The following is a 26,370-nucleotide window of genomic DNA, read 5'->3' on the forward strand; positions in this document are numbered from 1 at the left end:
AGTCGGCGTCTATAGCCGATTTCCTTTTGTTTTATAAAAATAACGGAGGTTTTGACATCATGTTTCAGACAAAATTAATTGATTCTGATTTAATTGAATGGACAATTGCCCAGCGCAGACATTTTCATATGCATCCCGAACTGTCAGGGCAGGAATATAACACAGCCGCTTATGTGAAGGAGAAATTAGCAGAATTCGGCATCCCTGTTGATCCCCGTTTTTCGGCACCGAATGTGGTAGCATATTTTAAAGGGACGGAAGGGAAAAAGACCATTGCGCTTCGGGCTGATATGGATGCTCTTCCGCTCCATGAAGAAGGAGACAAGCCTTATATTTCTACCGTTCCTGGTGTTATGCATGGCTGCGGTCACGACGGCCATACTGCTACATTGCTCGGTGCTGCTAAATGGATGAGCGCTAACCCAGAGTTAGTGAAAAATAATATTGTATTGATTTTTCAAAGCTCTGAAGAAGCATCCCCAAGCGGTGCGAAACAGCTTGTAAAAGAAGGCGTTTTGGACGGAGTTGACGCTATCTATGGTATTCACTATATGTCTAGCGTGCCTCTTGGACAAATTGGGTTTACGACCGGCTATGCAATGGCATCAAGCGATGACTTTGATATCACGATTGAAGGGAAAGGCGGACATGGCGGAAACCCTCATGAGACCGTTGACTCAATTTATATTGCCACTCATTTGATTCAAGCATTCCAATCAGTCATCAGCAGGAACTTAAATCCGCTCCATGCGGGTGTTATCTCCTTTGGCGGATTGCAAGCCGGTAATTCCTACAACGTCATTCCGGATAAAGTGACAATGCAAGGAACCATCCGGGCGTTAACATTTGAAGGCGCTGAGTTAATGCACGAAAGAACGGCTCAGTTAACGGAATCCATTTGCGCAAGCTTTGGGGCAAAAGGACATTATCATTTTATCGAAGGCACACCGCCATTATATAATCACCCGGAAGCATGTGAAGTGGCAAAAGAAATCATTGAGCAAACTTTCGGCGAAGGTGTATTTGCCGACCTGGAACCTGTTCTTGGCGCAGAAGACTACTCTTACTATCTAAAAGAAAAGGTTGGCTGCTTTATCAACGTCGGCATGCAAAGCGAAAAAAGCCAATACCCGCACCACCACCCGAAATTCGACATCGACGAAACCGCCATCCCAGCCGGAATCGAATTAATGATTCAATTAGCGTTGAACGCTTAAACTGTGTTAAAAATGGTGTAAAAATGGTGTCAGGCACCACTCGTGGACAAATGACCCATTCTGTCCATCTCAGGAGGACAGTCCATAATTGACGGGCTGTCCTTTTTTGGTGCCTGACACCATGTGAAGTTTTCACAATCTATTTCCATTATTTTTATTTAAAAAATATGGCTGTATGAATTGAGTGATTTTTCAAAATCGCCTATTATAGTATATATTATCGACTAATTTCGATTGTAATCGCCATTCTTCTACAAAGAAAGGGATTTTATATTTTGAGGAGGCTCTCTAATGAAACTGAGCAGTGAGGAAATTGAAATTTTAAAGATACTTGAAGAGGACCATCAATTGTCGGCAGCGACAATCGCATCCATGGTGATGAGCGATGAGGAAACCGTCAAAAATACGATTAAAAAGTTGGAAGAGCAAAAAATCATCATGAGTTACCCTACTTTGATTAACTGGAGTAAAGTAGAGGGTCAAGCAAATATCGTTGCCATGATTGAAGTCAAAGTAACGCCGAAGCGTGGTGTCGGTTTTGATGAGGTAGCAGAACGAATTGCCCGTTTTCCAGAGGTTTCTTCCCTATACCTGATGTCTGGCGCCTATGATTTATCAATTACTATCGAAGGCAAAACGATGAACCAAATTGCGAGCTTCGTTTCTGAAAAACTATCGACGATTGAGCATGTCATTTCTACCACCACCCATTTCATGTTAAAAAAATACAAGCATGATGGGGTCATTTTTGAAGGCGGCGATGAGAAAGATCGCAGAATGGTGGTTACACCATGAAAAACGAGTATTCTTCGTACCTTTCGCAAACAGCAAAAGAAATCCAGCCGTCAGGGATTCGTAAGTTTTTCGATTTGGCTGCCAGTATGGAAGGCGTTATTTCGCTTGGGGTGGGTGAACCAGACTTCATCACCCCTTGGAACATCCGCGAAGCAACAATTTTATCGCTCGAGCAAGGGTATACCTCCTATACGGCCAATCCCGGCTTGCTTGAATTAAGACAAGAAATCTGTAATTACTTATATAATCGATTTGATGTAACGTATAATCCCAAAAACCAAGTGATTGTCACCGTCGGGGCGAGCCAAGCCATCGACCTTGCCTTCCGTGCAATTTTAAACCCGGGAGAAGAGGTACTGATTGTTGAGCCAGCCTTTGTCGCCTACGCCCCATTAGTTGCATTGGCGGGTGGCAATCCGGTTCCTGTTTCCACTTCACCGGAGAACGGTTTTAAAGTAACACCGGAACAACTTGAAGCGGCCATCACGGACAAAACAAAGGCGCTTTTGATTTGTTCGCCTAACAATCCGACAGGCAGCATGCTGACAATGGATGAGCTCATAGAACTGGCAAAAGTGATTGAAAAGCATGACCTAATTGTCATTTCCGATGAAATTTATGCTGAATTAAGTTATGATGAGACTTTTACCAGCTTTGCTGCCATCGATGGCATGTACGATCGGACAATTTTGATCAACGGATTTTCTAAAGGCTTTGCGATGACAGGCTGGCGCTTAGGGTATATCGCAGCTCCATTGGAGTTGGTCGAGGCTATGCTGAAGATTTTCCAATATACCACGATGTGTGCGCCGCATATGCTGCAGATTGGAGCGGTAGAAGCACTAAGAAACACCTACCATGAAGTGGAGGAAATGCGGAAGAGCTACCAGAGAAGACGTAATTATATGGTACAGACCCTTAACGAAATCGGTCTGGATTGCCATACACCAGGCGGCGCCTTTTACGTCTTTCCATCGATTCGGTCAACAGGCTTAAGCTCAGAGCAATTTGCAGAAGAACTGTTGATGGCGGAAAAAGTGGCAGTCGTACCAGGCAATGTCTTTGGCGAAAGCGGCGAAGGCTATGTCCGCTGCTCCTACGCCACCTCGATGCAGCAGCTCCAAGAAGCGCTTAAACGGATGCAAAGATTCGTGGAATCGCGGAAAATGGTGCTGCAGGGATAAAGTCCAAAAGACTTGAACTAGCCCCCCTAATATAGGGGGTTTTTTTAGTTTTGCGGCAGATTCGCTAATAGAACTCTTTAATCCGCTAATATAGCTTTTAAAATCGCTAAGAAAAGGCCCAGAATCTCTAATAAGAACTTTCAAATCGCTAATAAAACCCCATCATTTTACTGTTTAGAGCGTACGCAAAGATTTTTTAAAAAAATATTTGCTTTTTATCAAACCGATTTGACTCCTCCAACGTTTCCTTTAATGACAAAAATAGTTAAGAGGAGGAGTTTTTCATGAAAAAGTGGAATTGGTTGTTTTTATTTGTATTAGCAGGGGTACTTCTAGTTGGCTGCAGTGATAAAGAAAAAGCTGAGGATGCGACAAAGAAAGACCCTGCAAAGGTAGAGGAAACTTCGGGTGAATCAAAAGAGCCGGCTGAAGAAACCACGGCTGAACCAACAGCAGCTCTAAAGGTAATGGAAAATGAAAAGACGGGTCAATATTTAGCAGATGCTGACGGCAAGACTCTTTATTACTTCAAAAACGACAAGCCTAATACATCAAACTGCAAAGGCGAATGCCTGCAAAACTGGCCAGCTTTTTATGCGGAAAATTTCGAAGTTCCTGAAGGCTTCAATAAAGATGATTTCGCTGTGATCACCCGTGAGGATACAGGTGAAAAACAAACAACGTATAAAGGCTATCCACTATACTACTTTGTGAAAGATCAAGCAGCTGGTGATGTAAACGGCCAAGGTGTGAAAGACATTTGGTTTATCGTCAACAGCGAAACCACATTTGCTCCGTAAACATGAATGCGACTTAAGAACTGTCCTATTTGGCAGTTCTTTTTTCACATTATTTTGATTTATAATAAAATTAAAACATGTTTAATAAGGAGAGACTTCGGCAGTGAAATCAAAAACAGATGAGGAACTGGTTGCATTAATTTTGCAGAACCACCGGCCTGCACTTGAAGAACTGTATGACCGCTATGTAAAGCTGGTTTATAGTTTTTCCCTGAAGATGGCCAAAGGTGATAGCGAGAAAACGAAGGAAATTGTCCAGCAGGTTTTTCTAAGACTTTGGACGACCAAGCAAACCTACAATCCATCACAAGGAAAATTTGTGAACTGGCTCCTGACCATTACCCGCAACATCGCAATTGATATCATTCGTAAGGAACAAAAAGAACACGTAAATATTCAGCTAGACCCTCAAGAATGGCATCAAATGCAAGATCAGAAAACGGAAGGTGTTCCGGAACAGGTTTCTAACAATTTATTAAAACAGCAAATTCGTGAAGCAAAGCAGAATCTTTCGGAATCACAGCAACGCCTTATTCATTTATTATATTGGGAGGGTTATACTTTAAGTGAGATAGCGGAAATGGAACGTACGCCGCTAGGCACGATTAAAAACAGGCTGCATCAATCGTTAAAAAAACTGCGAAATTATATGAGTGAAGAATTAGGAGGGGTTGTTCGACATGGAAAATAAATGCGAAAACCTGTCTTTATATATCATCGATGAACTATCAGAGCATGAAAAAGCACAATTTGAACAGCACTTAAAAATATGCATTCATTGTCAAAAGGAAGTTCAATCCTTAAAGGAGACGTGGGAGATGCTTTCTTATGATTTCGAGGAGCAGGACGTACCAGCATCACTAAAAGATGACGTGATGAATTTTATTTTTCAAGAACAGGAAACAACTATTCAACCGCCAGATGAAACGGCAAAGAAGGATGGATTAAAATTGTTTTTCACAAAACAGTTTTCCCCTTTATCAGCTGGAATCGCTGCTGTGTTACTAATGGGAGTCATCGGGTTATTATGGAGCAACCTTCAATTGAGGGACAATATGGCCGCCTTAGAAAACAAAGTCGAATCCACGACCACGACTGAAATTGTCAGAACCTTTAATTTATCAGGGCAAAATACTGCCGCCTCGGCAAGCGGAAATGCCTATCTTGTGCAAGAAGGCAGCAGTACTGTCCTTGTCATTGAGCTAAATAATATGCCTAGTACAGAAAATGAAGAAGTATATCAAGTATGGCTGCTGAAGAACGGAAAGCGTCAAAGCGCTGGTACATTAAAACCGGATCTTAACGGCAACGGCCTGATCACCTACCGCCTGCCTAAAAACCATAGCTTCGATGACATCGGCATCACACTGGAACCAAACCCAAACAACACCCAGCCACAGGGGCAGAAGGTAATGGGAACCACATGAAGAAGGTTATGAGGTACCATGTGAAAAATTCACATGGGCCTCATACTAAAATACAAGAAAAGTGACTCTCCTAGAGGATCCACACTTAAAACGGTTCGTTTTTTTACAATATCACTGTTTCTCTTTAATTTCCGGTCAATTAAATGGCAAGACATGTAGTTTTATTTAAGAGTTTCAATAAACCCCCAGAAAGTAGGTGTAGAAGAGATTTCAAAACGATTGACGGCTTTCACAATCTCTATCCTCAGTTCTTGTTCTAAATCTTCCTTATCATTATCATTCATAAAACGACTAGACTTTTTTACCTTTGGTTCAAACATTTGGACAATTTCAGAAACAGCTTCTTGACTGCCGCCTTTTGCCTTTTGAGTTAAGTCAAACAGTGTGATCATATTTTTTCCCCTTTTTAACTTCATCTACTAGTTCCTTAATTTCAAGCTCCAATCCTGTATACCGCTTTTCGAAGCGTGCTAGCAAATAAAATACCAATATAATTGGAAAACCAACATCTCCAATGATATTTACCCACTCCATCTGTCCCATTTATCTGTTCCCACCCTTATAATAAATTCTAAGTTTCTTTAGCGCATTTTTAATCGTCTTCGAGACAGCTTGCTGCGATACTTGTAATACCTTTCCGATTTCGGTATGGGATAGGTTGTACAAATAACAAAGCTCCAAAGCCTTTCGTTGCTTTTTTGTTAAGCGCTCCATGGCACGATATAATTTCGGGTCTTGGATGTGATCCATCAAAGATTTTGACTGGTTTAATACAGAATCGATCACTTCACTATTACCATCACTTATTAGACTGCCGAGGGAATAATTATTTGACTCCTCTTTAATTGGTTGATCGAACGTATATAAATGGTACTCAGCCTCTTTTTTCTTTTTTTGATAGTATTGCCACGAATAATGGGTAAGGAGCCTTGAAATGTAATGAATTAGTCTAATTTCTCCATAGAATTGTTGGAATGCTTGATTGAGCTTTTTATGGTTTTGATTTGTAGGAAAGCAAACAGCCTTTACAAATAAATCGTAATTTGTCTTGGTTCTTAAAAAATTTTGGATGATCGGATTTAATAGCTCAGCCTTATAAGCCAAAATTGAGCGCTCAAATTTCTTTTTTAGGTGAGGATGTGTTCTTTCATAAGGGAAGGGGAATTTGTCCATTTAATCACCTCTTTCTTTCTCTTCTATATAAGAGGGAACAACGATTAAAAAACACAACCTAAATTAGAACATTTGTTCCTATTTTACAATAAAATGGACAAAATAGAAAATTGAATTTCTAATTAAAAAACAAAAAATCCCCGACTTCACTGAGTTAACCGAGGATTAATTTATTGATAATCTATTTATGAAATTTAATCAAATAACCCTTTTAACAACAAACGAATAGTTTGGTCATTTGTAAAGCTCTCTATGCTCTCTTTTTTAAGGTATAGTTCGTTAATCGGCATGGTAATGCCCATTTTGTCCCGTAATTCTTCAGAGGGTTTGCTAATAATCCTCTCGCCTTCCAGCAAACCTTCTGCCACTTCCTGACGGTGATTTATTTTCATTCCTAGTTGGATCTTTCTTTTTTCTAATATTCCATTACGAAGGACATACGCATAGGATTTATCATCTTTTTGCTGAATGACGTTGTCAGGGACGACAACAACATCATTTCGTTCTTCAAGAACAATATCAACATTTACATGATAACCGTGCCTCCAATTGTCTACGGCTCCGGCCATTTCTATCAGAAATGGATAAAAACTTTCCTTTTCTTCCACAGATGGTTTACCGATGGGAGTCATTTTCAACTCTTTCACCAAGCCCTCATTCTTTTGCCTAGGTAAAACCGCTGCCGATACAATGGCTTTTTGCCCCTCTTGTACTTTGATAATATCATTTTCGGAAAGTTTCCCTTCGATTAAATACGGCTGATTGGATTCAATTGAAACAATTGGCTCCTTCTCGCTTTGTGTAAATGGATTAACTTTAGTTACGATTCCATCCATCTTGCTTTTAACCACATAATTTTCTTTAACCGACTCTAACTGTTTGATTTTTTGGTCAATCTGGTCAATCTGCATATCAATATCTTGCTTCTGATACTCTTTTTCACGAATTTGGCTGCTGATGATCTTATCATTCTGAGCAATCGTTTGGTCCTCTAAATCTACAGAAGTGTCAAGCTGTTCTTGTTCTAAATCAGCAATATCGTCTTCGAGCTTACTAGATAGAATTGTTAACCTATCAAGCTGCTGTTCGAGCGATGATATTTCATCGTCAATATGAGTAGTATTATACTCAATAAGGGCATCACCGTTTGATACAGCAGATCCTTCTTTTACTTTCACTTCTTTTATCGACCCAAGCATTCTATCATAATAAATAGAATATAGATTCGCGGGAATGACAACGCCTTTAGTCGGCAGAGTTTCTCTTAAATCCCCTATTTCAGTAATCATATATACCGGCATAGCTTTAGAACGGTTTATGTAATCTGTGTTTACGATAATGATTACACTTGATATAACTAGTGTAAGACTCGTGATTATTGAACATATAAACGCTGGCTTTTTCATCATATACTCCTATAGTGAAATTCCTAGGTCCTGTATCAAAGTAACGGAGGTAGTAACGAGCAACATGTAAATAATATGTGTAAAAATAACAATCAGAACGATTAAACTCATTGGTTTATCTGACATCTTCCGAAAAGCTATGACTTGTAAGCATGCAGACCATACTTGAAAAATCGTTATCTGACTGAAAAGATTCACCAGATAGGTTTGATCGGTTATAAGCTGCGTAAGAACCCCCAAACCAAATGGAGATGATTCTTTACCTATTCCTAGCAGGAGAAAAAGTGGAACATTTAGCAATTTTTCAACTGTATATAAGAAAGCCGGATATAGTTGAATTGAAATAATTTTCTTAAAACTCACACGACCAAATAACGGCCAGAAAAAGAAAGAGAAAAAAAACATGATAAATAATGGGGAAAATAGGCCGGATATAACTTCACCTATCCCAAAAATTAATTTGGCAAATTCCAGCTTTTCTCTTTTAACTGCATCCATTGATATCATTATTTCTTCTGTTCCGACTCCTAAGTAAGCACCCACTGCAGAAGCCAACACACTTAATCCAACAATCACAGCTATTTTCAACGATAATCCATTTACTTGCTCTGTTTGCTTCAACTCGACAAAATGTGTAGATGGCTGAAATGTACCTTCTATTAACCGAACTTGATGCATCGAATCCCCCCTGCCAAAAATTCTCATAGCCTACCATTAATTTTATAGCATAATTCAAAACTATAAAACCATTACTTCCAAAATTCTCTAAAAAAGTATGGAACATCAAAAAGGTGTCAGGCATCATGTGAAAATTTCACATGGTGCCTGACACCTAATGATATCTTTATGCTTCTACTACATTTTGTCGTTGGTATACTTCTTTTTCAAGTTCTCCTGTTACTTTGCCGGTTAGAACTCCTGCTGTCATGCTTCCACTGACATTAAGGGCTGTACGGCCCATGTCGATAAGCGGCTCAACAGAAATGAGCAGTCCGACAATCGCGATTGGCAGGTTCATTACAGATAAAACAATCAGGGCTGCAAATGTTGCACCGCCGCCGACTCCTGCGACACCGAATGAACTGATTGCGACAACTAGAATAAGAGATAAAATGAATGATGGGCTAGTAGGATCAATCCCTGCAGCTGGTGCTACCATTACCGCTAACATCGCTGGGTAAATCCCCGCACATCCATTTTGGCCAATTGAGAGGCCAAAAGAAGCAGCGAAGTTGGCAATCCCTTCTGAAACCCCAAGATCCTTTGTCTGTGTCTTAATATTTAAAGGCAAAGTTCCTGCACTTGTACGTGATGTAAAAGCGAATGTCAGTGTTGGAAACGCCTTTCTCACATAGTTTACAGGGCTTAGTTTTGCAAAAGTTAAAAGCAGTAAATGGACAATAAACATTAGAATCAATGCTACATAAGATGCAACGACAAACTTACCTAACTTAAGGATTGCCTCGTAATCACTTGTTGCTGTAACCCTTGTAATAATGGCTAAAATCCCGTAAGGAGTTAACCGGAGAATCAAGGTAACAACACGCATGATGATGGAATACAAGGTATCGATTATTTTAGCAAAAAAGTCTGCATGCTCTGGGTCCTTCCGTTTTACTCCAAGGTATGCCATCCCGATAAATGCAGCAAAAATTACTACGGCAATCGTTGATGTTGGACGAGCACCTGTTAAATCTTGAAACGGATTGCTTGGCAATAATTCAAGAATTTGCTGTGGAATTGTCATATCTTTCACGCCAGTCACTTTTTCCTCGAGCAAAGCATTTCGAGCGTTTTCAGCATCACCTGCAGAAAGCTGTACCCCGTCAAGCCCAAATCCTAAGGCAGAACCAATACCGATTGCTGCTGAAATCGCTGTAGTTCCAAGCAGGATACCGATAACTAGGAAACTGATTTTCCCGATATTTTTGGTCAGCTTTAGTTTTGTAAAAGCACCAACAATAGAAATGAATACTAACGGCATAACGACCATTTGTAATAGTTTCACATAGCCGTTCCCGACAATGTTAAACCAGTCAATGGTGCCTGTTGTTATCTCGGATGCTGTGCCGTAAATCAGGTGCAGGACAAACCCAAAGACAATACCTAAACCTAACGCGGTAAATACGCGCTTTGAAAAAGAAACGTGCTTCTTTTGCATGAAAAACAGACCAGCCATTAACAAAAGCAACACGGCTATATTTATGATAATCAAAATGGAATTCATGATGTTCCTTCCCCTCTATATTTATGAAATGATTTTAATACATCAATTCCAATAAATCAAGTAGGAATTATGAGTTTATAAATATTTTAATCCATCAATCATTTAAACCATTAAAGAACCGGACAACCATCAAGGTCATCCGGCTTAGCAAAGGCATATGGCCACGCCCTAGTGTCTACCCCAGGCGTACAAATGTCCACTAGTGGTGTCAGGCACCAATATCATTATTTGTACTAACATTATCTGTTTTTCTATTTTTGAAGTAATAGAAGATATAGGTAGTAAGTAAGAATCCTAGTCCGATTAGCAGGCCTGTGAGCTGGGTTTGGTCAAAAGCTAGGAATACTAGAATCGAGATACAGAATATGATACAAATCAGCGGAATAAGAGGATAGAATGGTACTTTGTATTTTAGGTCCTCTACCTTTCCTCCGGCTTGAATATATTTACGTCGGAACATGAATTGGGAAAGAGCGATCCCCATCCATGAGATGGTGACGGAAATACCAGCGATTGACATTAACAACACGAAAACAGTGTCAGCAGCAACTACGCTGGTCAGTAAGGATAAGAGCGAAAATATCATGGTGAATACAAGGGCATTAAATGGTACCTTCCGTTTTGAGAGTTTTCCAAAAACTTTCGGCGCCATTCCATCATGTGCCATTGCCCAAAGTAAACGTGTCGAAGCATAAATACAAGAGTTTCCTACAGATAAAATTGCTGTTAGAATAACGAAGTTCATGATGTCAGGTGCATATGGAATTCCTGCCAAATCCATCAAGGTCACAAAAGGACTTTCTAATAACCCAAGTTCTTTTGTTGGGAAAATGGCAGACAATATAATAATAGAAGCAATATAAAAAATGATGATTCTAAAAAGCACATTGCGAATCGCACGAGGGATATTTTTTTGAGGCTCCTCGCTTTCACCAGCCGCAATCCCGATTAGCTCTGAACCCTGATAGGAAAAGATAACATTCATCATTGTTACAAATACAATGGCAATTCCGGCAGGAAAAAGTCCTTTAGGAGCTAAGTGTTCCATAAACGGCGCTGTCCTGTCAGCCAATGGAATGATACCGAAGATGGCCCCGAAACCAATAATAATAAAGAAGATAACAGCCAAAACTTTAATGCCGGAAAACCAATATTCCGCCTCAGCAAAGCCCCGCGTTGTTAATGCATTAAGAGTAAACAACAGAATAATAAAAATAGCACACCAAATCCAAACGGAGATATCCGGAAACCAGCGTTGCATCAAAATTCCGGCAGCCGTAAATTCTACTCCTGCAGTTGCAGCTGATCCTATAAAATACATCCAGCCTAATGAAAATCCGGCTGAAGGGCTGATAAATTTGCTTGCATAGGTCTGGAATGATCCCGTAACAGGCATGTAGACAGCAAGCTCCCCTAGACAGACCATGACAAGATACAAAATTAATCCGCCAAATAAATAGCCGATTAACGCCCCGCCTGCTCCCGATTGATTAATCGTGTAACCAGCATTTAAAAACAAACCAGTTCCAATAACTCCTCCTAAGGAAAGCATAAACAAATGTCGCCGCTTCATCGACCGATTTAATTGATTCTTCTGACCCTCTTGTTCGACCAACTTAATCACATCCCTTAATATTTTCGTGTCAGGCACCCGCGTTGTGCGGCACAGAACTCATTGCCTTTCAACCACCGGTGTAACAGAAATTCACACGAACTGTCCACCTGACGTGGACAAAAACACTATTTTGTCCACGAGTGGTGCCTGACACCATTACGGTTCTTTTTTCCCAACATTTTGACCATCCCTTCGACGAGGGCTGGTACTTCTTCGAAGGCGTTTTTGATGTGGAGGCGTTCGGTTCGTTTGTGGGCGTCTTTGCCGAATGGGCCTACGTTTAGTACCGGTGCTTGGAGCTTTGTCATTTCATCAAATGGAATGCTGTAGCTGCTTCCCCAAACCGGTGTGTTTTCTTTGAATACCGTCCATCCTTCGCCGGCATCCTGATAATTTACATAGCTCAGGTCGCTGATTCCGTTAAAATAGTGTACTTGGTTTACCGGCAGACTGAACTTTTCAAAGCCCTGCTGCTTCACGTACTCAATACATTCCACAACCAGCTCATTATCCGAAGAATTCACTGCCGGATAGTAAGGCGGCGCATAAAACACGACGATGGCAGGGGCAAGTTCCTGACACTCGATGATCAGCGCATCAGCAATACGGATCGATTTCTCCCGGTCATCCCAATCCGCTCTTTTCTGAATCGAAGCTTTAACTCCCTCAACGAAACCAATACCAAATTTCCGAATTGCATGCTTTTCCAGCTCTTCATAACGCAGCACACGAACTTCTCCGACCGGAGTGACAGACTGCTGTTTGCAGACCTCATGATAAGCTTTATTACAGGCATCAGCCGCATCAACTGCTACCTTTTCAAACATATTCATAATTTCTTCTGCGTTCCGCTTCATTAAAAACACATTGTACAATGCCGAAGAACGATACGGTGTTTGAACAGAGTATTCAAAGCGCAAATCCTTTTGCTGCAGTGTAACCGGAAGCGGTGTTTGCTCCCCCAATACTGTTTCTTGCATGCTTAAATTCCATTCCATTCTCTGTGTTAAAAACGAAGCAATATACGGTGCAGTTATGCCGCTAAGCGGTTCCCCCACATGTGTTTCTTTTCCGTAAAAAAGGGCGGAAGGCATGATTTTACCAATCGAACCTGAATACACATAATAGTTTCGATCGCCTGGCGCCTGTGTAAATACCGGCTCGCCATTTAGAAAAAGCTTGAACTTTAGCTGATGTTTCTCCTTCAATTCTAATAGCTTTGGAACAGCAGCCCGCATGCCGGAGGAGTTTACTTCCTCATCCGGAACCGTCAACAGGATAAGATTAATCGGCCATTGTTCGACCGTTGCTTTTTCTATCAGTCCCATATGCATGACAAGCCCCATCTTCATATCCATTGTGCCCCTGCCAAATAAGTACTCCCCGGATAGAAGATCCTGCCTGGCTTCTTCCGGCAGCTCATCCACTCTGGAATGGAGCAGCTGGGTCAATTCCTCTGGCAGATACGCATACTCCTGCAGATCGCCGTACTCCTCTGTGTTCACCGTATCAAAATGGCTGATTAGCACGATCGTTTCCTGCGCATCAGGATGTTTATATAAAGCGGTTACAAACCTGCGACCTAAATCAGCATCATGTAGCCCTAAGTAAGCCGGATTCTCCTGAAAATACGCTAACTCTTTAAGCTTTGCTGCCACTTTTGAAGAAAACTCGCGCTCTCCATCCGTAAGTGTCATACTTTTCCAACTTACTACTTCACATAATAACCTACGCAATGCATCTGGGGTTCCCCACCTAAGCTGTGTCATAACTAATATGCTCCTTCACATGCGAATTAATTTTTTCAACTAGCACTCTGGTTAATAACTTTTCCATTATTCTGATTTTTATCTTTAGTAAACGCACTTACTGCAAATGTAAAAATTAAGTTCACTAATAAGGCAATGATTCCAACATCAAAATCTTTTAATGCTTGTGGTAAAGAAGGGAAAATTGTACCGATGGTTTGCCCGGAAATTGTGATATATGCCACAGCTGCTATACCTGTCAGAATACCGGCAATGGCTCCTTGTTTTGTAACCGGATTTCTTTTCAACAAGCTAAAGAATAGCGCCGGGAACAATTGGGTAACAAGGCTATACCCCATTAACAATAGCGTAACAATCGTATTCGCCCCATTAAAGGTGAAAAATAAAGACGCTAACGCCACTGCGACAACAAGATATCTTGTTAATTTATTTAATGCTTGGTCAGATGTATTCGGTCTTACTACCTTAAAAATATTTTTGGAAATGATTGTTGCTGAAGCCAACAGCAGGACGGAACTTGGAATAAGCGCTGCAAGAATCCCAGCAGCTCCAATCACACCAACAAACCATGGATCAAAAGTTTTTTTCGCCAGCTCGAATAATGCTAAATCTGTATTTTCCAACCCAGGGACTTGCAAAACGGCTGCAAAACCTACGAAAATGACGAACACCAGCACGATTTGATACAGCGGCATAATGATCGCATTTCGTTTTATTGCCTTTTTACTTTTAGAGGCAAAAATCGTCGGAAAAATATGCGGCCACATGTAAACCCCGAACGTCCATAATACAAGCGTCGAGACAAACCATGAAGTGCTTAAACCAGCATCAGGCAGGGTAATAAAATCAGGTTTTGCTGCATGAACCGCTTCAAACATTGCCTGAAATCCGCCATAGTAGTGATACGGGAGATACGTACCGATAAAAATTACTACAATTAAAATCAAAATATCCTTTAATACAGCTGTCCAAGCTGATCCGTTCAAACCGGAAATAATTACAAATGTTGTTACTGCAATCAAGCCAATCCAGATAGCAGCCGTTGGAGAAATCGCCCCGTAAGATGCTTCAGAAACAATTATTCCAAGGCCTTTTAGTTGAAGAACGATATAAGGAATCATGGCAATGACACCGGCAATCGCTACAATCACCCCTAAAGCAGTACTCTTGTATTTATGAGCAAAAAAGTCAGACTGGGACAGTAATTTATGTTCCTTAGCATATTGCCAAATTGGAGGCAGCAGCCAGTACGATAAGACAAAGTAGGCGGCATTAAAGATATAGAAGGAAGGACCGCCGGCAGCATACGCAAAACCGCTCCCTCCTAAAAAAGTAAAGGTGGTATAGGCTTCACCCGCAAGCAAGAAGAAGACAAATACAGTCCCAAGCTTCCTTCCGCCAACAGCCCATTGCTCCAAATCCATCTTTTCCCCTTTTCTAGCTCGAATGCCGAGATACAGGGAAAATAATAAAAAGCCAAAGATAATCGCTAGGGAGATATTCATAGAGCATCGTCACCTTCTTCTTTGTCAGGATCTAATTTATAGACAACAAACATGATGATTGAAGTCATAACCAGCCAAAACACCATCCAGGCTAGAATCATAGGCATACCGAAAATATAAGGTTCCACACGGTTAATGACAATAAGCGAACCAACAACAGGAATTAAACACAATAGCATCAGGATTTTTCTCATATACAATCCCCTTTGTTTTCAGATAGAAAAAGAAAAACTATTCAAAATGCATGACTAGTTGGATATAACATTCAATCGCTGTTCCAAGTACTTCTTCATCAATATCAAATTTCGGATGGTGATGTGGGTACTGGCTCTTTTCCCCGCCCATTCCAATCAGGAAATAGGCCCCTTTTTGTTTTTCTAGATAGTAAGAAAAGTCCTCACTGCCCATGTTCGGATCCACATGTTCAATTCGTTCCTGCCCAAACATGCTGGCAGCAACCTTTTCTACTACCCTGCTCATCTCTTCCTCATTAATAACAGGCGGTGCACCCCAGCCAAACTCCACGCTCCCTTTTGCCCCAAATGTTTGACAGAGTCCCTCTACCAATTTTTCCATTTCGCTGCAAATGAAGCTTCTCATTTCTTTCGTAATCGTGCGTATCGTACCGCCAAGCACAGCTGTGTCAGGAATGACATTGTAAGCCATCCCTGCTTCCATTTTTCCAACGGAGATCACAGCCGGTTCAAGTGGATTTCGTCTCCTGCTGATAATCGATTGAAGTGCTAGAATAATATGGCTGGCAATATGGGTAGGGTCCACTGTATCCTGCGGCATAGCACCGTGGCCGCCTTTACCTTCAATTTTAATCGTAAAGTCGTCTGCCGCTGCCATAATCGATCCGTAAGAAATACCAATCTTTCCTTTCTCCAGCGATTGAAACAGGTGTAATCCAAACACCGCATCAGCCTCATCCAGCACCCCTTCATTTACCAAAGCCTCGGCACCGCTCGGCAGCATTTCTTCGCTTGTTTGAAAAATAAACAGCACATTCGGCTTTATTAGATTACGATTTTCTGCAAACCACCTTGCGGCTGCTAAAAGAATGGCCGTATGTCCATCATGACCACAGGCATGGGAAACCCCTGGAACTGTAGACAGATAGCTTCTCTCACCCTCTTCCTGGATTGGAAGCGCATCAATATCGGCCCTTAGAGCAATCGTTTTTGCCCCTTTAGTGCCTCTTAAATAACCGATGACACTCGGCTCTGTGTAATTTAATATCTCAATATTGAGTTCCTGCAGACATTTTTTAATATATTTACTCGTTTCAAATTCCTGCCATGATAATTCTGGATGCTGATGTAAATGTCTGCGATGCCGAACGGCTAACTCTCTTAAACTTTCAGTAATAACTGATTGCATCCTTACATCCCCTTTTTTATTTGACTTCATTAAAAACGGAGGGACAAACAGCTTAAGCCGCCATCAAGTTTACGGAACTCTGATGTATCCAATTCAATCGTCTGGTAGCCTGCCTCATTAATTTTTTGCTTTGTTTGCGGATATCCAGATGGAATAATGACATAGTCGTTCACGCGAATACAGTTGGCTGCATATTCCTCTTCAGGCGGTACCACAATCTTTTGATAGGAATTGAAATCCGGGTGGTCGACAAATTCTCCCGCAACAACAATCGTTTGATTACCTAAATAAGCGATTCCTGTTTTCAAGTGGAAGAATTTTTGTAATGGAACGATTGTTGCTTTGTAGTTTTCAGATTCTAAAATTTGCTTAAGCTGCTCGGCGCCTTCCTGGTTTGTACGGGCAGAAATCCCGATGTAAAAATTTTCTTCGATTTGTAAAATATCTCCGCCGTCAAGAGTTCCAGGTGCTTTAATATAGTGAATTTTATCGTAAAAAGATTTGATGGCCGGCTCCATTTCGTAGATCTCGCTATTTCTTGTTTCTGCACCAGGGTTGGAAATAACTGCGAACTCAGGTGTTAAAACAGCCGTATCCTCCACGAATGTAGAATCGGGAAATTGTTCGTTGCTTTGAAGAACAGTCACTTCTGTACCGCATGTTTTAAGGGCTTCAATATACGCATCGTGCTGCTCTAATGCTTTTTCTAAAATAGGTGTTCCAAGATCAGAGGTTGTTAATCCATTGATATAGGTTGCTCCTGGTCTTTTTACAATTGTGTTATGAAACATTTTTGTTCCTTTAGCAGAGTTTGAAGTAGATTCTTTTAACATGGTTTTTTCTCCTAAAATATGCCGGGATTGCCCCGTTTCGTTTTATTTGATTAAATTCTTTCTACCGGGCATGTCAGGCATGTCGGTCCGCCCGTGCCTAAATAAGAGATTTCGTTTCCGTCATATTCATAGACTGTTGCCCCTGCATCCAGCAGTCCCTGTTTGGTTTGCGGGTTTCCGGAAACGATTACACAAACGCGGGGTGACAATGCTAGCACATTGCAGCCGAGCCGGTGGTACTCTTCATCCGGTACCTCAACCAACTGAAAGCCGCGCTCTAGAAGCATTTGCCTTAGGAATACCGGCATAAGGCGTGAATGAACAACAGCGAGATCCTCATCGACGATGCTAATAAAAGACATAAGGTGGAGACATTCAGCTTCCCCTTGGTCATGTGGCAGCTGAACCACGATACATTCATCGACTAAGTCCTTAGTCATCTCCTTGATTTGGCGGATTGCCTCATCATTTGTTCGATAACCGCGGCCAATTAACAAGGTGCGGTCATCCAGCCAAACAAGATCTCCCCCGTCAGCAACAGCATCACCTGTTAATTCTCCTACTATCGGAATATTTTTTTCTTGTAAAAATTCCTTATAAATTTCGGCCTCAGGCTGACGTAATTTTTTTCCTGATTTTAAAATAATGGCGCCTTTTTTCGTGAATTTAACAGGGTCATGAGTATAAAGCGAATCAAGCCCTACCTTTTCCGAAACCGGTAAAAATTCAATCTGGCCGACATGCTCCTTTATAATGGTAAGGAACTGCTCGTATTCTTGCTGCGCCTTCATAAAATCCGGCTCGTTAATATAATTAAACTTTTTCCACTCACCACTTAAATGCTCTTGGCTGATAAAAGCATCTTTTGGATGTTTCACTATTACAGTGTTGAGCTTTTTATACATAGAAGTCAGCAATTTGTTTACCCTCCATTTTTCCGCATAGTGGAATCCTTTTCCCCTGACAGGAAAACTTATAATATGATATTATAGTGATAGTTTAACTATGTCAATATTTTTCGAATTTACTGAATAATGTTATTACCAACCAATTATGGAATCGAAAAGGAAATGGAAGGAATGTGAGATGCAAACAATCGATCGTGCCATGCAAGTGATCAAAGTTTTAGCGAAAAATGATTCAAAAAAATGGATTTCCATTACGGATTTGTCTAAGGAATGCGATTTGCCAGTGAGTACATTACATCGTCTCTTGCAGTCTATGAAGGAACACGGGCTAATCCAACAGGACCCAGATTTAAAGCTCTATTCCATGGGCAGTACCTGGCTGGAGTATGGTCTGCAAATGTATGATACTTTTGATTTTGTCGGACTGATCCGCCCTGAAATGGAGAAATTAATGTATGAGGTGGAGGAGAGTATCTATTTCAGCAAGCCAATCGGCTTAGAATCACTGGTAGTCGAGAGAATTGATTGTCTCAACAATCCGATTCGCATCTATGACCAGCTGGGGATTCGCATTCCGTTAAATATTGGAGCGGCCAATAAAGTAATGCTTGCGAATATGCCTTCCTCTGAAACTGTTAAAATTGTTAACTCCCTAGTCCCAGCTGAGGGAAAGGATTCGTTTTTACAATTATTAAGCAGAATCAAGCGGCAAGGGTACGGAGAAAGCCACGGAGAAAGAACACCAGGAACCTCATCCGTCGCTGCCCCTATTTTCAATCATGCCAATGAACTGCTAGGCGCTATCAGCATCGGGTATGTCAACTTTAACATCACAGAAGAAAGACAAAACTACTTAATAGAAAAAGTAGTCGAATACAGTTTGCGGATCTCCAATAAACTGGGGAGTAAATACTAATGAAATCAAAAAGAAGTTAGCCCCTAACCATAATCACGGCTAACTTCTTTTCATGTTCTTGTCGAGTAACTGTCCACGCCAGACGTACAAATGTCCTCGAGTGGTGTCAGGCACCATCTACATATTCCAGATTAAGACCAGAGGTATCATTTAGTTTGAGGTCCTTCGGTATCTTCAAATATAGGATACTTTGCCCTTCGCTTGAATGGGATCCAGTACCAAAGGTGCTTTGGCCGGTGAATTGTTTAACGGTAAATACGTTATCAAATTGCGATAATCTTAGTTTATTTTTCGGTGAATTCGTTAGGAGCAGATGCTCATCTACCAGGTCCAGCTTTGGAGGTTGAACGAATTTTGAGATATCCAGGTCATTCACTTCTGAGCCTGTCATATAGAATCCAGCTTCTATACGGCCATCGTTTTGCTTCTTTCTTTCAACCATGACGGTGATGTTATAGAAAGTATCCTCATTGGACTTTATTCTTAGCTGCTGGCCTTGAAAATTGAAGGTCCAGTTTTCATATAAAAACTTACTGTCAAACTTGGCAATATCCCCTGCTTTAGCTGCGTCATATAAACCCATGCCTTCCTGATTCAGCTCATCACTGCTCACTTTTTTCAATTCAGTCATGCCTTTAACTGGCAAAACCGTACTTACAATCATGGCAATAATAAGAATGGCCAAATACCCGCTGAATATCAGACGGACTCGATTACTATAAGCATATTTCATTCTTCTATTAATTATTTTGGTCGCAGGCTTAGTGTTCACCTTCACCAAATATCCAACAACCAAAATTATGACAAGAATTAGAACCAGCCCCATTACGGTTTAACCTCCATTCGGTTAGATAGAATAAATGCAGCGCTAAAGGACAGACAGACAGTAAACAAAATTTTAAAAATAAACAATACAAACGAATTTTCCATAAAGAAAAACGTAAACAAACTTTCAATAATGCCGGCCTGCCCTCTCATTCCGTCAAAAAATAAGCCGCCGACAAACACAACCGGCAGGGCGAAGGCGAACACCCGGCTTAATTGAACAACTGTCCCCACCAAGTACCCTAAGGAACAAAACAGAAAAATATAGAGAATTGTGGCACATATGCCGAAAAACAAACCCACTGACGGGGCTGAAGCAGCTGAACTGTTTATAAAATGATCCCCTTTAAATAGTGCGATAATGATTTTCACTAAATAAGTGGACATCATCGACGTAATCCCGCCAATCACACTAGCCGTCAAGAGAAACAGCATATTCGATAGATTACTGCTTATACGATTCGTAACGAATATAAAATCATCATTTCGATACGCCTTTGTTGTAATCAGAATGGCTGTAATAAACCCCCAAAGCATTGTAAAGGCTACGACCACATCCGCTGAATAATAATGAACCTCCAAATCAATCAATCCACCGCCGCTCCCCATCATCCCTGAGCCGCCCTGCGAAAACAAAATGGCGATTATTTGAACAAAAACAAGTGACATAAACACCTGAATAAAAGCCTTAAGCTTGTAAACATATTGCTGTCTCACAATCTCGCTTAGACTAACCTTTGTTAAAGACATCATCAATCCCTCCCTTCGTTTTACTAGTTAAATAGACACAGACATCACTAGAGCTTACTGGCAATATTTCAATTCCAGCCAATTCCGCCTGATACAATTCAGATTCTGAGAAATCATTTCTTACAACCACATAGGATTGATCGAACGCCCCATTTTTTGAAAAAATAATTTCCCGGTCCTTCGTCCATTCCTTCACTAATGCGTTCTTTCCTTCGAGCCCAATTGCATACTCCCGTAACTCTGCAATCGGCATATGAAGGAGCTCCTGACCCTGCTTCACCACCAGAATATCTTCTAGTAAATCCTCAATTTCATCCAAATGATGACTTGATAGAATAATTGTCCGTGGATAGGCAATATAGTCTTTAAGCAAGGCGCGGTAAAAATCTTTTCGAACCGCCGCATCCATCCCTGTTGTCGGCTCGTCAAATATGGTTAGCGGAGTGCGGGCCGCCAACCCTAATATCATGTTGAATGTACTTTTCATCCCTTTTGAAAGTCCGTTATAATACTGCATTGGGTGAAAGGAAAAATAATCAAATAACCGATGGGCAAGCTCCCTGTCCCAATTTTTATAAAAGCCTGCCATGACATCCAATATTTCTTGAAGATTTAAAGCTGTCGGAAGGTTCAATTGGTCGTGGACAAAAATCATGTTGGCTGAAACGGTTAAATTGTTAAACGGTTCTTCGGAAAAGACCTTTATTTCACCGGATGTTTGCTGATGGTAGCCTGCGATGATTTTTAATAATGTTGTTTTTCCGGCACCATTACGGCCAATCAAACCTGTGATTGTGTTTTCATTGATTTCACAGGTGAAATTGTTCAGTGCCTTTGTACCGCCAAAAACCTTCGTCAATCCCCTGCACTCGATCATACTCATTCCCTTTCCTCCCCCAGTTTAATTGCGTTGATCATTTCAATCAGCTCTTGTTTACTTACATTCAATCGCTGTGCTTCCATTACAATTTCCTGAACAAGTCGTTTTAAGGTTTGATTTTTCCGCTTGCTTAAAATCAAGTCCTTCGCATTGCTCTCTACGAACATGCCGAGTCCGCGCTTTTTATAAAGAATTTGTTCCTCTGCCAAAATGTTCAGCCCCTTTGCAGCCGTTGCCGGGTTAATATTAAAAATATCTGCCAGCTGGTATTGAGAGTAGATTTTTTGATCACTTTCGAAATTTCCGTCGAGAATCTCATTCTCCAGCCATTCCGAGATTTGTATATATATTGGCTTTGTTCCGTCCAGATGAAGAGTCATTTTTACGTCTCCTTTCTCTCTGGTATAGTGCATTACTGATGTAATGTACTATACTCCATTTGGAAAATAAATGCAATGGGGTTCTCTTAAAATTAGGCTTTTTTTCTAAAATTTGTTGATTCGCCGATAAAGTGGCTGGATTCGCCGATATAGTTTGAAATTCGCCGATAAATGTTCTTGATTCGCCGATATCCTTCAAAAATTCGCTGATATATTCCGAAGTCCATTTTTAAACGAACGTTTGATTAGTTTTTTCACATGGAGATCTACTGCTAAATGACTTTCAATAACAAATTTCTACCGCTATACTTAATGACAAGAAATTCTATAAAGGAGGAACAAGCTTGAAGAGAGCCATTACAGATCAGATTACCTTACATAACGGTGTTACGATGCCGCAGCATGGCTTTGGTGTATATAAGATTACAGACCCAAATGAAATGGGAACTACCATTCATAAAGCACTAGAAGTAGGATATCGCTCATTTGATACAGCGCAAATGTACGAAAACGAAGCAATACTTGGGGAAGTATTACATAATGGTCCGGTTCCACGAAGGGAACTATTTATTACAACAAAAATTAACAATAATAACCAGGGGTACGACCAATCACTCTTTACCTTCGAGGAATCTTTAGCTGACCTGCAGCTTAGCTACCTTGATCTTCTGCTTGTCCACTGGCCAAGCGAAAAGCACTTTTTCGAGACTTGGCGTGCATTTGAGAGATTGTATGAGGAAAAAATGGTACAGGCCATAGGGGTTTGTAATTTTCAAATTCACCATCTGGAAAAATTAAAAACGAAGGCTAATGTCATGCCAATGGTGAATCAAATTGAGGTCCACCCCTATATGACACAGGCCCCCTTAAGGGAATACTTGCAGGAGCAAAACATCGCGGTCGAAGCATGGAGCCCTTTAGCAAGGGGAAAGGTTTTTCAAGAGGACGCACTCGTAGAGCTTGGGCAAGTCTATCGAAAAACCCCAGCGCAGATTATCCTCCGCTGGCATTTGCAGCATGGTGCCATCTTCATCCCTAAATCAAGCACACCAACCCGGATTGAAGAAAATGCTGATATATATGACTTCAAATTGTCTGTTGAAGACATGGCCAAAATTGATTCATTAAACATAAACCACCGAACAGGCCCAGACCCTGACAAAGTCTACCCTGCTATCTAGGGGGGAATGCTTGACCAAAAAGGCACCGCCCTTTCGACAAAAGGGCGGCGCCTTTTTGGTTTGCATACTGTCCTCCCACTGCGGACAAATGTCCACGAGTGGTGTCAGGCACCATTTTTATTTAGTATTGTTGATGTGGTTTCTGAATCCAGGCATTAAAGGGGAGATAGGTGTTTTCTGGAAGGACCCGGAGCATAGGGATACTTCTTTTGTCCGGAGGCAGGGCTATTTGTTTGTAGATGTATTGATCATCAAAGCCGATTTTGGCAGCATCCTCATTTGTGCAGGCATAATAAACCTTGCTTAGTCTTGCCCAATAAATCGCCCCTAGGCACATTGGGCACGGTTCACAGCTTGTATATAGCTCACAGCCGGTTAGCTGAAAGCTGTTCAAATTACGGCATGCTGTCCGAATTGCCTGTATTTCTGCATGGGCTGTTGGATCATTTATGGTTGTTACCTGATTACGGCCGATACTAATGATTTGACCGTTCCGCACAACAACAGCCCCAAACGGCCCGCCGCCATTCGTAAGCACATTTTCGAGTGCCGCATCAACAGCAATTTTCATAAACATTAACTCCTTCATAGCGCCCCCCTAACCTAAACGATTTCCATTTACTACAAATGTATTATCCAAAATAAGAAAAAAGAAGCATAAAAAAATGGTGTCAGGCACCACAAAAGGACAACTGTCCTCCTGGCGTGGACAAATGCAGTGATTTGTCCACGAGCGGTGCCTGACACCAAATCTATATTATCTTTCCCGTGAAGGGGCTTCTTCCCATGCTTCTACATTTTTTAGTCCCTTGATATTGGATTTGTAGAAGACAGGGTTTTGGCCGTTGGCTTTTTGTTTTGTATAATCTTTTAGGGCTGAGAAGGCAATTTTGCCTAGCAATAGGATTGCTATTAGGTTAATAATCGCCATAAGTCCCATGAATAAGTCGGCCAGGTTCCAAACGAAGCTTAATTCCGCTAGTGAACCAAAAGCGACCATGCCGACAACCGCAATACGATAGATTGTCAGAACTGCCTTGTTATTTTTAATAAATTCAATATTAGATTCACCGTAGTAATAGTTTCCGACAACAGAGCTAAATGCGAATAAGAAGACAATAACCGCAAGGAAAATTCCAGCCCATGATCCTAGTGATCCTTCAAGGGCATTTTGAGTTAACACGATACCATTGCCTTCCTTTGACGTATATAAACCAGACAATAAAATGATAAAAGCAGTAGCACTACAAATTACTAGTGTGTCAACGAACACGCCGAGTGATTGAATTAATCCCTGCTTTACCGGATGGCTGACACTTGCTGTTGCAGCAGCGTTAGGTGCACTACCCATACCAGCTTCGTTAGAGAATAATCCACGTTTAATTCCATTCATCATTGCCGCAGCAAACGCACCGCTGGCAGCCTCTTTAAAACCAAAGGCACTTTCAAAAATCAATTTAAACACACCTGGAATAGCCGTAATGTTGGTCACCATAATATATAGAGCAATTAAAATGTAAGCTCCGGCCATTACTGGTACCATCCACTCTGCCACTTTTGCAATCCGTTTAAGTCCGCCAAAAATAATGATAGCTGTAATACCCGCTAAAACAACAGCAATTAGCGCTTTGCTGATCCCAAACGAGTTATTTAATGAACTTGTAATCGTATTTGCTTGAACGGAGTTAAAGGCAAGTCCAAATGTTAACGAGATTAATACAGCAAATGTAATCCCCATCCAGCGGGCATTCAATGCTTTTTCCATATAATAAGCCGGACCGCCGCGGAAAGTATCGCCATCTTTTACTTTATAGATTTGCGCCAGTGTTGCCTCAACAAACGCTGATGCTGAACCGATTAAGGCAATAAGCCACATCCAGAATACCGCTCCCGGACCACCAGTCGTAATGGCAATTGCAACACCGGCAAGGTTGCCTGTTCCTACTCGAGAAGCTGTACTGATGCAGAACGCCTGAAAGGATGATATCCCCTTTTTATCACCCGTTGCCCCTTCTCCCATTAAACGGAACATTTCACCAAACATCCGGAATTGAACAAACTTTGTACTAATTGAAAAATACAAACCGGAACCAATTAATAAAATAATTAATATATAAGACCAAAGTAACGTATTCGTTCCGTTTATGATATTTTCTATAATTTGCAAACTTTCCACCCCTTCTTTCTTTTCAAAAAATCACTATACTAATGTACCAAATTTTCTATTTTACAACAATGTTTGAAATTTCCAACTGACCTGATACAGTCTATTAAAATATTTTCACACCTATCATTTTACGAGTTATACCATTCTTATTAAAAATTATTGTACTTTATAGGAAAAAATTGCGTACAATTAGCCGAAAAACAATGTACCTATCGTAAATACCCTAATAAAAAAAGTAGTACAGCCTCAATGGCTGTACCACTCTTTTTATGTTATTGGTTTCAGGCACCATATGAATTTTTCACATACTGCACTGACATCCTTATGAAACTCTTTTTAAGTTTTTAAATTGCCCTTTTGATAGTACGGTTTTTTCTAGCCGGTGGGCCATGACTCCGGCTAATATTGATAGGATGATGTCTTTTGGCAGCGGGGCAACCATCCATAACCAGGCCATTTTGTAGGTAAAGCCTTCTGGAGCTGTAAACCAAAGTTTATAGGCATAGTACATCCAGTTAGTACCTAACAGATAATTAACTGTCATTCCAATTAAGGCGGCTGTAATAAAAGCACCCAAGCTCTTTTTCCTTTCTACTATTTTGCCGATTAAATAAGCAACTAATATATAGGACACAATAAAGCCAAATGTCGGGCTGAGTATTGTTGAAGGGCCTGCTCCAAATTTCGCAAAAACCGGAACCCCTATTAAACCGACCAACATATAACAAGTCATCGTAACCGCGCCCAATCTGCCTCCCAAAATTAGTCCGGCCAGAATCGCAAAAAAGGTTTGAAGTGTAATTGGTACTCCGCCTACTGTTAAAAACGGGGCAATGGTTGTAATATTAGCTCCAATCGCCATTAACGCAACAAACATTCCAACAAGCGTAATATCTAATGCTCTTAATTTCATATATCCTCCCACCCTATCCATAAATTCCATAGTTTTAAGATAAGGCGGAAGGCAGGTTATTGTCAACTTATTTTTAATGAAGGTTGACAATAACATTCTTACTCAAACGTTTTTTA

At 40.9% G+C, this 26,370-nt stretch carries 28 protein-coding genes; 8 read left to right on the plus strand and 20 right to left on the minus strand.

Translation table 11 applies throughout. The features are described from left to right. Positions 1–59: 59 nt before the first annotated feature. The 6 genes from IE222_RS15650 (at position 60) to IE222_RS15675 (ending at position 5,423) form a co-directional block, all read left to right on the plus strand. Positions 60–1,217 carry a M20 metallopeptidase family protein gene (locus tag IE222_RS15650; protein WP_191274381.1) on the plus strand — a complete coding sequence of 386 codons (1,158 nt, stop codon included), beginning with the start codon at positions 60–62 and terminating at the stop codon, positions 1,215–1,217. A gap of 291 nt (positions 1,218–1,508) precedes the next feature. Further along, positions 1,509–2,012, plus strand: a complete 504-nt coding sequence (locus tag IE222_RS15655) for an Lrp/AsnC family transcriptional regulator (RefSeq protein ID WP_191274383.1) — start codon at positions 1,509–1,511, stop codon at positions 2,010–2,012. Next, entirely contained in the window at positions 2,009–3,196 is a 1,188-nt protein-coding gene (locus IE222_RS15660) for an aminotransferase (RefSeq protein ID WP_191274385.1), read from the plus strand. The genes IE222_RS15655 and IE222_RS15660 overlap by 4 nt, the downstream gene beginning before the upstream one ends. A 284-nt stretch (positions 3,197–3,480) precedes the next feature. Beyond that, positions 3,481–3,996 (plus strand): hypothetical protein, encoded by a 516-nt coding sequence (locus IE222_RS15665; protein ID WP_191274387.1) that lies wholly within the window; start codon positions 3,481–3,483, stop codon positions 3,994–3,996. A gap of 103 nt (positions 3,997–4,099) precedes the next feature. After that, on the plus strand, positions 4,100–4,687 hold the full coding sequence (locus tag IE222_RS15670) for an RNA polymerase sigma factor (protein WP_191274389.1): 588 nt from the start codon (positions 4,100–4,102) through the stop codon (positions 4,685–4,687). Continuing rightward, positions 4,677–5,423, plus strand: a complete 747-nt coding sequence (locus tag IE222_RS15675) for an anti-sigma factor (RefSeq protein ID WP_191274391.1) — start codon at positions 4,677–4,679, stop codon at positions 5,421–5,423. Before IE222_RS15670 ends, IE222_RS15675 begins: the two co-directional genes overlap by 11 nt. A gap of 161 nt (positions 5,424–5,584) precedes the next feature. On the opposite strand, the gene IE222_RS15680 is transcribed toward IE222_RS15675, so the two are convergent. From IE222_RS15680 to IE222_RS15740, 13 genes are all read right to left on the minus strand, one after another. Then, complete coding sequence (locus tag IE222_RS15680; protein ID WP_191274393.1) at positions 5,585–5,815, minus strand: helix-turn-helix domain-containing protein; 231 nt, start codon at positions 5,813–5,815, stop codon at positions 5,585–5,587. After that, positions 5,799–5,966 carry a YvrJ family protein gene (locus IE222_RS15685; RefSeq protein WP_191274395.1) on the minus strand — a complete coding sequence of 56 codons (168 nt, stop codon included), beginning with the start codon at positions 5,964–5,966 and terminating at the stop codon, positions 5,799–5,801. Before IE222_RS15685 ends, IE222_RS15680 begins: the two co-directional genes overlap by 17 nt. After that, positions 5,967–6,596, minus strand: coding sequence for a sigma-70 family RNA polymerase sigma factor (locus tag IE222_RS15690; protein WP_191274397.1), 630 nt, complete (start codon positions 6,594–6,596; stop codon positions 5,967–5,969). It abuts the gene before it with no gap. A 194-nt stretch (positions 6,597–6,790) separates the two neighbouring features. Then, positions 6,791–8,002: an efflux RND transporter periplasmic adaptor subunit gene (locus tag IE222_RS15695; RefSeq protein WP_191274399.1), complete on the minus strand. Its 1,212-nt coding sequence runs from the start codon at positions 8,000–8,002 to the stop codon at positions 6,791–6,793. Between the two features lie 9 nt (positions 8,003–8,011). Beyond that, positions 8,012–8,680: a hypothetical protein gene (locus tag IE222_RS15700; RefSeq protein WP_191274401.1), complete on the minus strand. Its 669-nt coding sequence runs from the start codon at positions 8,678–8,680 to the stop codon at positions 8,012–8,014. A gap of 166 nt (positions 8,681–8,846) precedes the next feature. Beyond that, positions 8,847–10,229 (minus strand): L-cystine transporter, encoded by a 1,383-nt coding sequence (locus IE222_RS15705; protein ID WP_191274403.1) that lies wholly within the window; start codon positions 10,227–10,229, stop codon positions 8,847–8,849. 208 nt (positions 10,230–10,437) lie between these two features. Then, positions 10,438–11,802 (minus strand): amino acid permease, encoded by a 1,365-nt coding sequence (locus tag IE222_RS15710; protein WP_191274451.1) that lies wholly within the window; start codon positions 11,800–11,802, stop codon positions 10,438–10,440. A 167-nt stretch (positions 11,803–11,969) separates the two neighbouring features. Beyond that, positions 11,970–13,613, minus strand: a complete 1,644-nt coding sequence (locus tag IE222_RS15715; protein ID WP_191274404.1) for a M20/M25/M40 family metallo-hydrolase — start codon at positions 13,611–13,613, stop codon at positions 11,970–11,972. 35 nt (positions 13,614–13,648) lie between these two features. Continuing rightward, the gene (locus IE222_RS15720) at positions 13,649–15,118 is read right to left on the minus strand and encodes a sodium:solute symporter family protein (RefSeq protein WP_191274405.1); all 1,470 of its coding nucleotides are present in this window, start codon (positions 15,116–15,118) and stop codon (positions 13,649–13,651) included. Further along, complete coding sequence (locus IE222_RS15725) at positions 15,115–15,312, minus strand: DUF3311 domain-containing protein (protein ID WP_191274406.1); 198 nt, start codon at positions 15,310–15,312, stop codon at positions 15,115–15,117. Before IE222_RS15725 ends, IE222_RS15720 begins: the two co-directional genes overlap by 4 nt. 37 nt (positions 15,313–15,349) lie before the next feature. Then, entirely contained in the window at positions 15,350–16,501 is a 1,152-nt protein-coding gene (locus tag IE222_RS15730) for a M20 metallopeptidase family protein (protein WP_191274407.1), read from the minus strand. Between the two features lie 29 nt (positions 16,502–16,530). Beyond that, on the minus strand, positions 16,531–17,334 hold the full coding sequence (locus tag IE222_RS15735; protein ID WP_191274408.1) for a dimethylarginine dimethylaminohydrolase family protein: 804 nt from the start codon (positions 17,332–17,334) through the stop codon (positions 16,531–16,533). 50 nt (positions 17,335–17,384) lie between these two features. After that, positions 17,385–18,239 (minus strand): dimethylarginine dimethylaminohydrolase family protein, encoded by an 855-nt coding sequence (locus IE222_RS15740; RefSeq protein ID WP_191274453.1) that lies wholly within the window; start codon positions 18,237–18,239, stop codon positions 17,385–17,387. A gap of 181 nt (positions 18,240–18,420) precedes the next feature. Here IE222_RS15740 and IE222_RS15745 point away from each other — a divergent pair, with 181 nt between their 5' ends. After that, complete coding sequence (locus IE222_RS15745; protein ID WP_191274409.1) at positions 18,421–19,158, plus strand: IclR family transcriptional regulator; 738 nt, start codon at positions 18,421–18,423, stop codon at positions 19,156–19,158. A gap of 106 nt (positions 19,159–19,264) precedes the next feature. Here the strand turns inward: IE222_RS15745 and IE222_RS15750 are convergent, their stop codons facing one another. The 4 genes from IE222_RS15750 to IE222_RS15765 are packed head-to-tail and all read right to left on the minus strand — an operon-like array spanning position 19,265 to position 21,993. Further along, the gene (locus tag IE222_RS15750) at positions 19,265–19,984 is read right to left on the minus strand and encodes a hypothetical protein (protein ID WP_191274411.1); all 720 of its coding nucleotides are present in this window, start codon (positions 19,982–19,984) and stop codon (positions 19,265–19,267) included. Further along, complete coding sequence (locus tag IE222_RS15755; RefSeq protein WP_223282735.1) at positions 19,984–20,736, minus strand: hypothetical protein; 753 nt, start codon at positions 20,734–20,736, stop codon at positions 19,984–19,986. Before IE222_RS15755 ends, IE222_RS15750 begins: the two co-directional genes overlap by 1 nt. Next, on the minus strand, positions 20,714–21,616 hold the full coding sequence (locus IE222_RS15760; RefSeq protein ID WP_191274415.1) for an ABC transporter ATP-binding protein: 903 nt from the start codon (positions 21,614–21,616) through the stop codon (positions 20,714–20,716). Before IE222_RS15760 ends, IE222_RS15755 begins: the two co-directional genes overlap by 23 nt. After that, positions 21,613–21,993, minus strand: coding sequence for a GntR family transcriptional regulator (locus IE222_RS15765; RefSeq protein WP_191274417.1), 381 nt, complete (start codon positions 21,991–21,993; stop codon positions 21,613–21,615). The genes IE222_RS15760 and IE222_RS15765 overlap by 4 nt, the downstream gene beginning before the upstream one ends. Before the next feature lie 344 nt (positions 21,994–22,337). Here IE222_RS15765 and IE222_RS15770 point away from each other — a divergent pair, with 344 nt between their 5' ends. After that, on the plus strand, positions 22,338–23,174 hold the full coding sequence (locus IE222_RS15770; RefSeq protein WP_191274419.1) for an aldo/keto reductase: 837 nt from the start codon (positions 22,338–22,340) through the stop codon (positions 23,172–23,174). A gap of 121 nt (positions 23,175–23,295) precedes the next feature. Here IE222_RS15770 and IE222_RS15775 read toward each other — a convergent pair whose 3' ends face one another. From IE222_RS15775 to IE222_RS15785, 3 genes are all read right to left on the minus strand, one after another. Further along, positions 23,296–23,763 (minus strand): nucleoside deaminase, encoded by a 468-nt coding sequence (locus IE222_RS15775; protein ID WP_191274420.1) that lies wholly within the window; start codon positions 23,761–23,763, stop codon positions 23,296–23,298. A 168-nt stretch (positions 23,764–23,931) separates the two neighbouring features. Beyond that, positions 23,932–25,341, minus strand: a complete 1,410-nt coding sequence (locus tag IE222_RS15780; protein WP_191274422.1) for an alanine/glycine:cation symporter family protein — start codon at positions 25,339–25,341, stop codon at positions 23,932–23,934. Positions 25,342–25,663: 322 nt separating this feature from the next. Then, positions 25,664–26,254 (minus strand): biotin transporter BioY, encoded by a 591-nt coding sequence (locus IE222_RS15785; RefSeq protein WP_191274424.1) that lies wholly within the window; start codon positions 26,252–26,254, stop codon positions 25,664–25,666. Between the last annotated feature and the right edge of the window lie 116 nt (positions 26,255–26,370).

The organism is Neobacillus kokaensis (assembly GCF_014656545.1).
Classification (GTDB): domain Bacteria; phylum Bacillota; class Bacilli; order Bacillales; family Cytobacillaceae; genus Neobacillus; species Neobacillus kokaensis.

Excerpts from the sequence above, each read along its gene's own strand:
- IE222_RS15760 (WP_191274415.1), bottom strand. The coding sequence starts at position 21,616 with ATGAGTATGATCGAGTGCAGGGGATTGACGAAGGTTTTTGGCGGTACA.
- IE222_RS15775 (WP_191274420.1), bottom strand. The coding sequence starts at position 23,763 with ATGAAGGAGTTAATGTTTATGAAAATTGCTGTTGATGCGGCACTCGAA.
- IE222_RS15715 (WP_191274404.1), bottom strand. The coding sequence starts at position 13,613 with ATGACACAGCTTAGGTGGGGAACCCCAGATGCATTGCGTAGGTTATTA.
- IE222_RS15745 (WP_191274409.1), top strand. The coding sequence starts at position 18,421 with ATGCAAACAATCGATCGTGCCATGCAAGTGATCAAAGTTTTAGCGAAA.
- IE222_RS15665 (WP_191274387.1), top strand. The coding sequence starts at position 3,481 with ATGAAAAAGTGGAATTGGTTGTTTTTATTTGTATTAGCAGGGGTACTT.
- IE222_RS15650 (WP_191274381.1), top strand. The coding sequence starts at position 60 with ATGTTTCAGACAAAATTAATTGATTCTGATTTAATTGAATGGACAATT.
- IE222_RS15695 (WP_191274399.1), bottom strand. The coding sequence starts at position 8,002 with ATGAAAAAGCCAGCGTTTATATGTTCAATAATCACGAGTCTTACACTA.
- IE222_RS15705 (WP_191274403.1), bottom strand. The coding sequence starts at position 10,229 with ATGAATTCCATTTTGATTATCATAAATATAGCCGTGTTGCTTTTGTTA.
- IE222_RS15735 (WP_191274408.1), bottom strand. The coding sequence starts at position 17,334 with ATGTTAAAAGAATCTACTTCAAACTCTGCTAAAGGAACAAAAATGTTT.
- IE222_RS15680 (WP_191274393.1), bottom strand. The coding sequence starts at position 5,815 with ATGATCACACTGTTTGACTTAACTCAAAAGGCAAAAGGCGGCAGTCAA.
- IE222_RS15675 (WP_191274391.1), top strand. The coding sequence starts at position 4,677 with ATGGAAAATAAATGCGAAAACCTGTCTTTATATATCATCGATGAACTA.
- IE222_RS15730 (WP_191274407.1), bottom strand. The coding sequence starts at position 16,501 with ATGCAATCAGTTATTACTGAAAGTTTAAGAGAGTTAGCCGTTCGGCAT.
- IE222_RS15755 (WP_223282735.1), bottom strand. The coding sequence starts at position 20,736 with ATGATGTCTTTAACAAAGGTTAGTCTAAGCGAGATTGTGAGACAGCAA.
- IE222_RS15725 (WP_191274406.1), bottom strand. The coding sequence starts at position 15,312 with ATGAGAAAAATCCTGATGCTATTGTGTTTAATTCCTGTTGTTGGTTCG.
- IE222_RS15690 (WP_191274397.1), bottom strand. The coding sequence starts at position 6,596 with ATGGACAAATTCCCCTTCCCTTATGAAAGAACACATCCTCACCTAAAA.
- IE222_RS15700 (WP_191274401.1), bottom strand. The coding sequence starts at position 8,680 with ATGCATCAAGTTCGGTTAATAGAAGGTACATTTCAGCCATCTACACAT.
- IE222_RS15785 (WP_191274424.1), bottom strand. The coding sequence starts at position 26,254 with ATGAAATTAAGAGCATTAGATATTACGCTTGTTGGAATGTTTGTTGCG.
- IE222_RS15655 (WP_191274383.1), top strand. The coding sequence starts at position 1,509 with ATGAAACTGAGCAGTGAGGAAATTGAAATTTTAAAGATACTTGAAGAG.
- IE222_RS15685 (WP_191274395.1), bottom strand. The coding sequence starts at position 5,966 with ATGGGACAGATGGAGTGGGTAAATATCATTGGAGATGTTGGTTTTCCA.
- IE222_RS15710 (WP_191274451.1), bottom strand. The coding sequence starts at position 11,802 with ATGAAGCGGCGACATTTGTTTATGCTTTCCTTAGGAGGAGTTATTGGA.
- IE222_RS15765 (WP_191274417.1), bottom strand. The coding sequence starts at position 21,993 with ATGACTCTTCATCTGGACGGAACAAAGCCAATATATATACAAATCTCG.
- IE222_RS15750 (WP_191274411.1), bottom strand. The coding sequence starts at position 19,984 with ATGGGGCTGGTTCTAATTCTTGTCATAATTTTGGTTGTTGGATATTTG.
- IE222_RS15740 (WP_191274453.1), bottom strand. The coding sequence starts at position 18,239 with ATGTATAAAAAGCTCAACACTGTAATAGTGAAACATCCAAAAGATGCT.
- IE222_RS15660 (WP_191274385.1), top strand. The coding sequence starts at position 2,009 with ATGAAAAACGAGTATTCTTCGTACCTTTCGCAAACAGCAAAAGAAATC.
- IE222_RS15720 (WP_191274405.1), bottom strand. The coding sequence starts at position 15,118 with ATGAATATCTCCCTAGCGATTATCTTTGGCTTTTTATTATTTTCCCTG.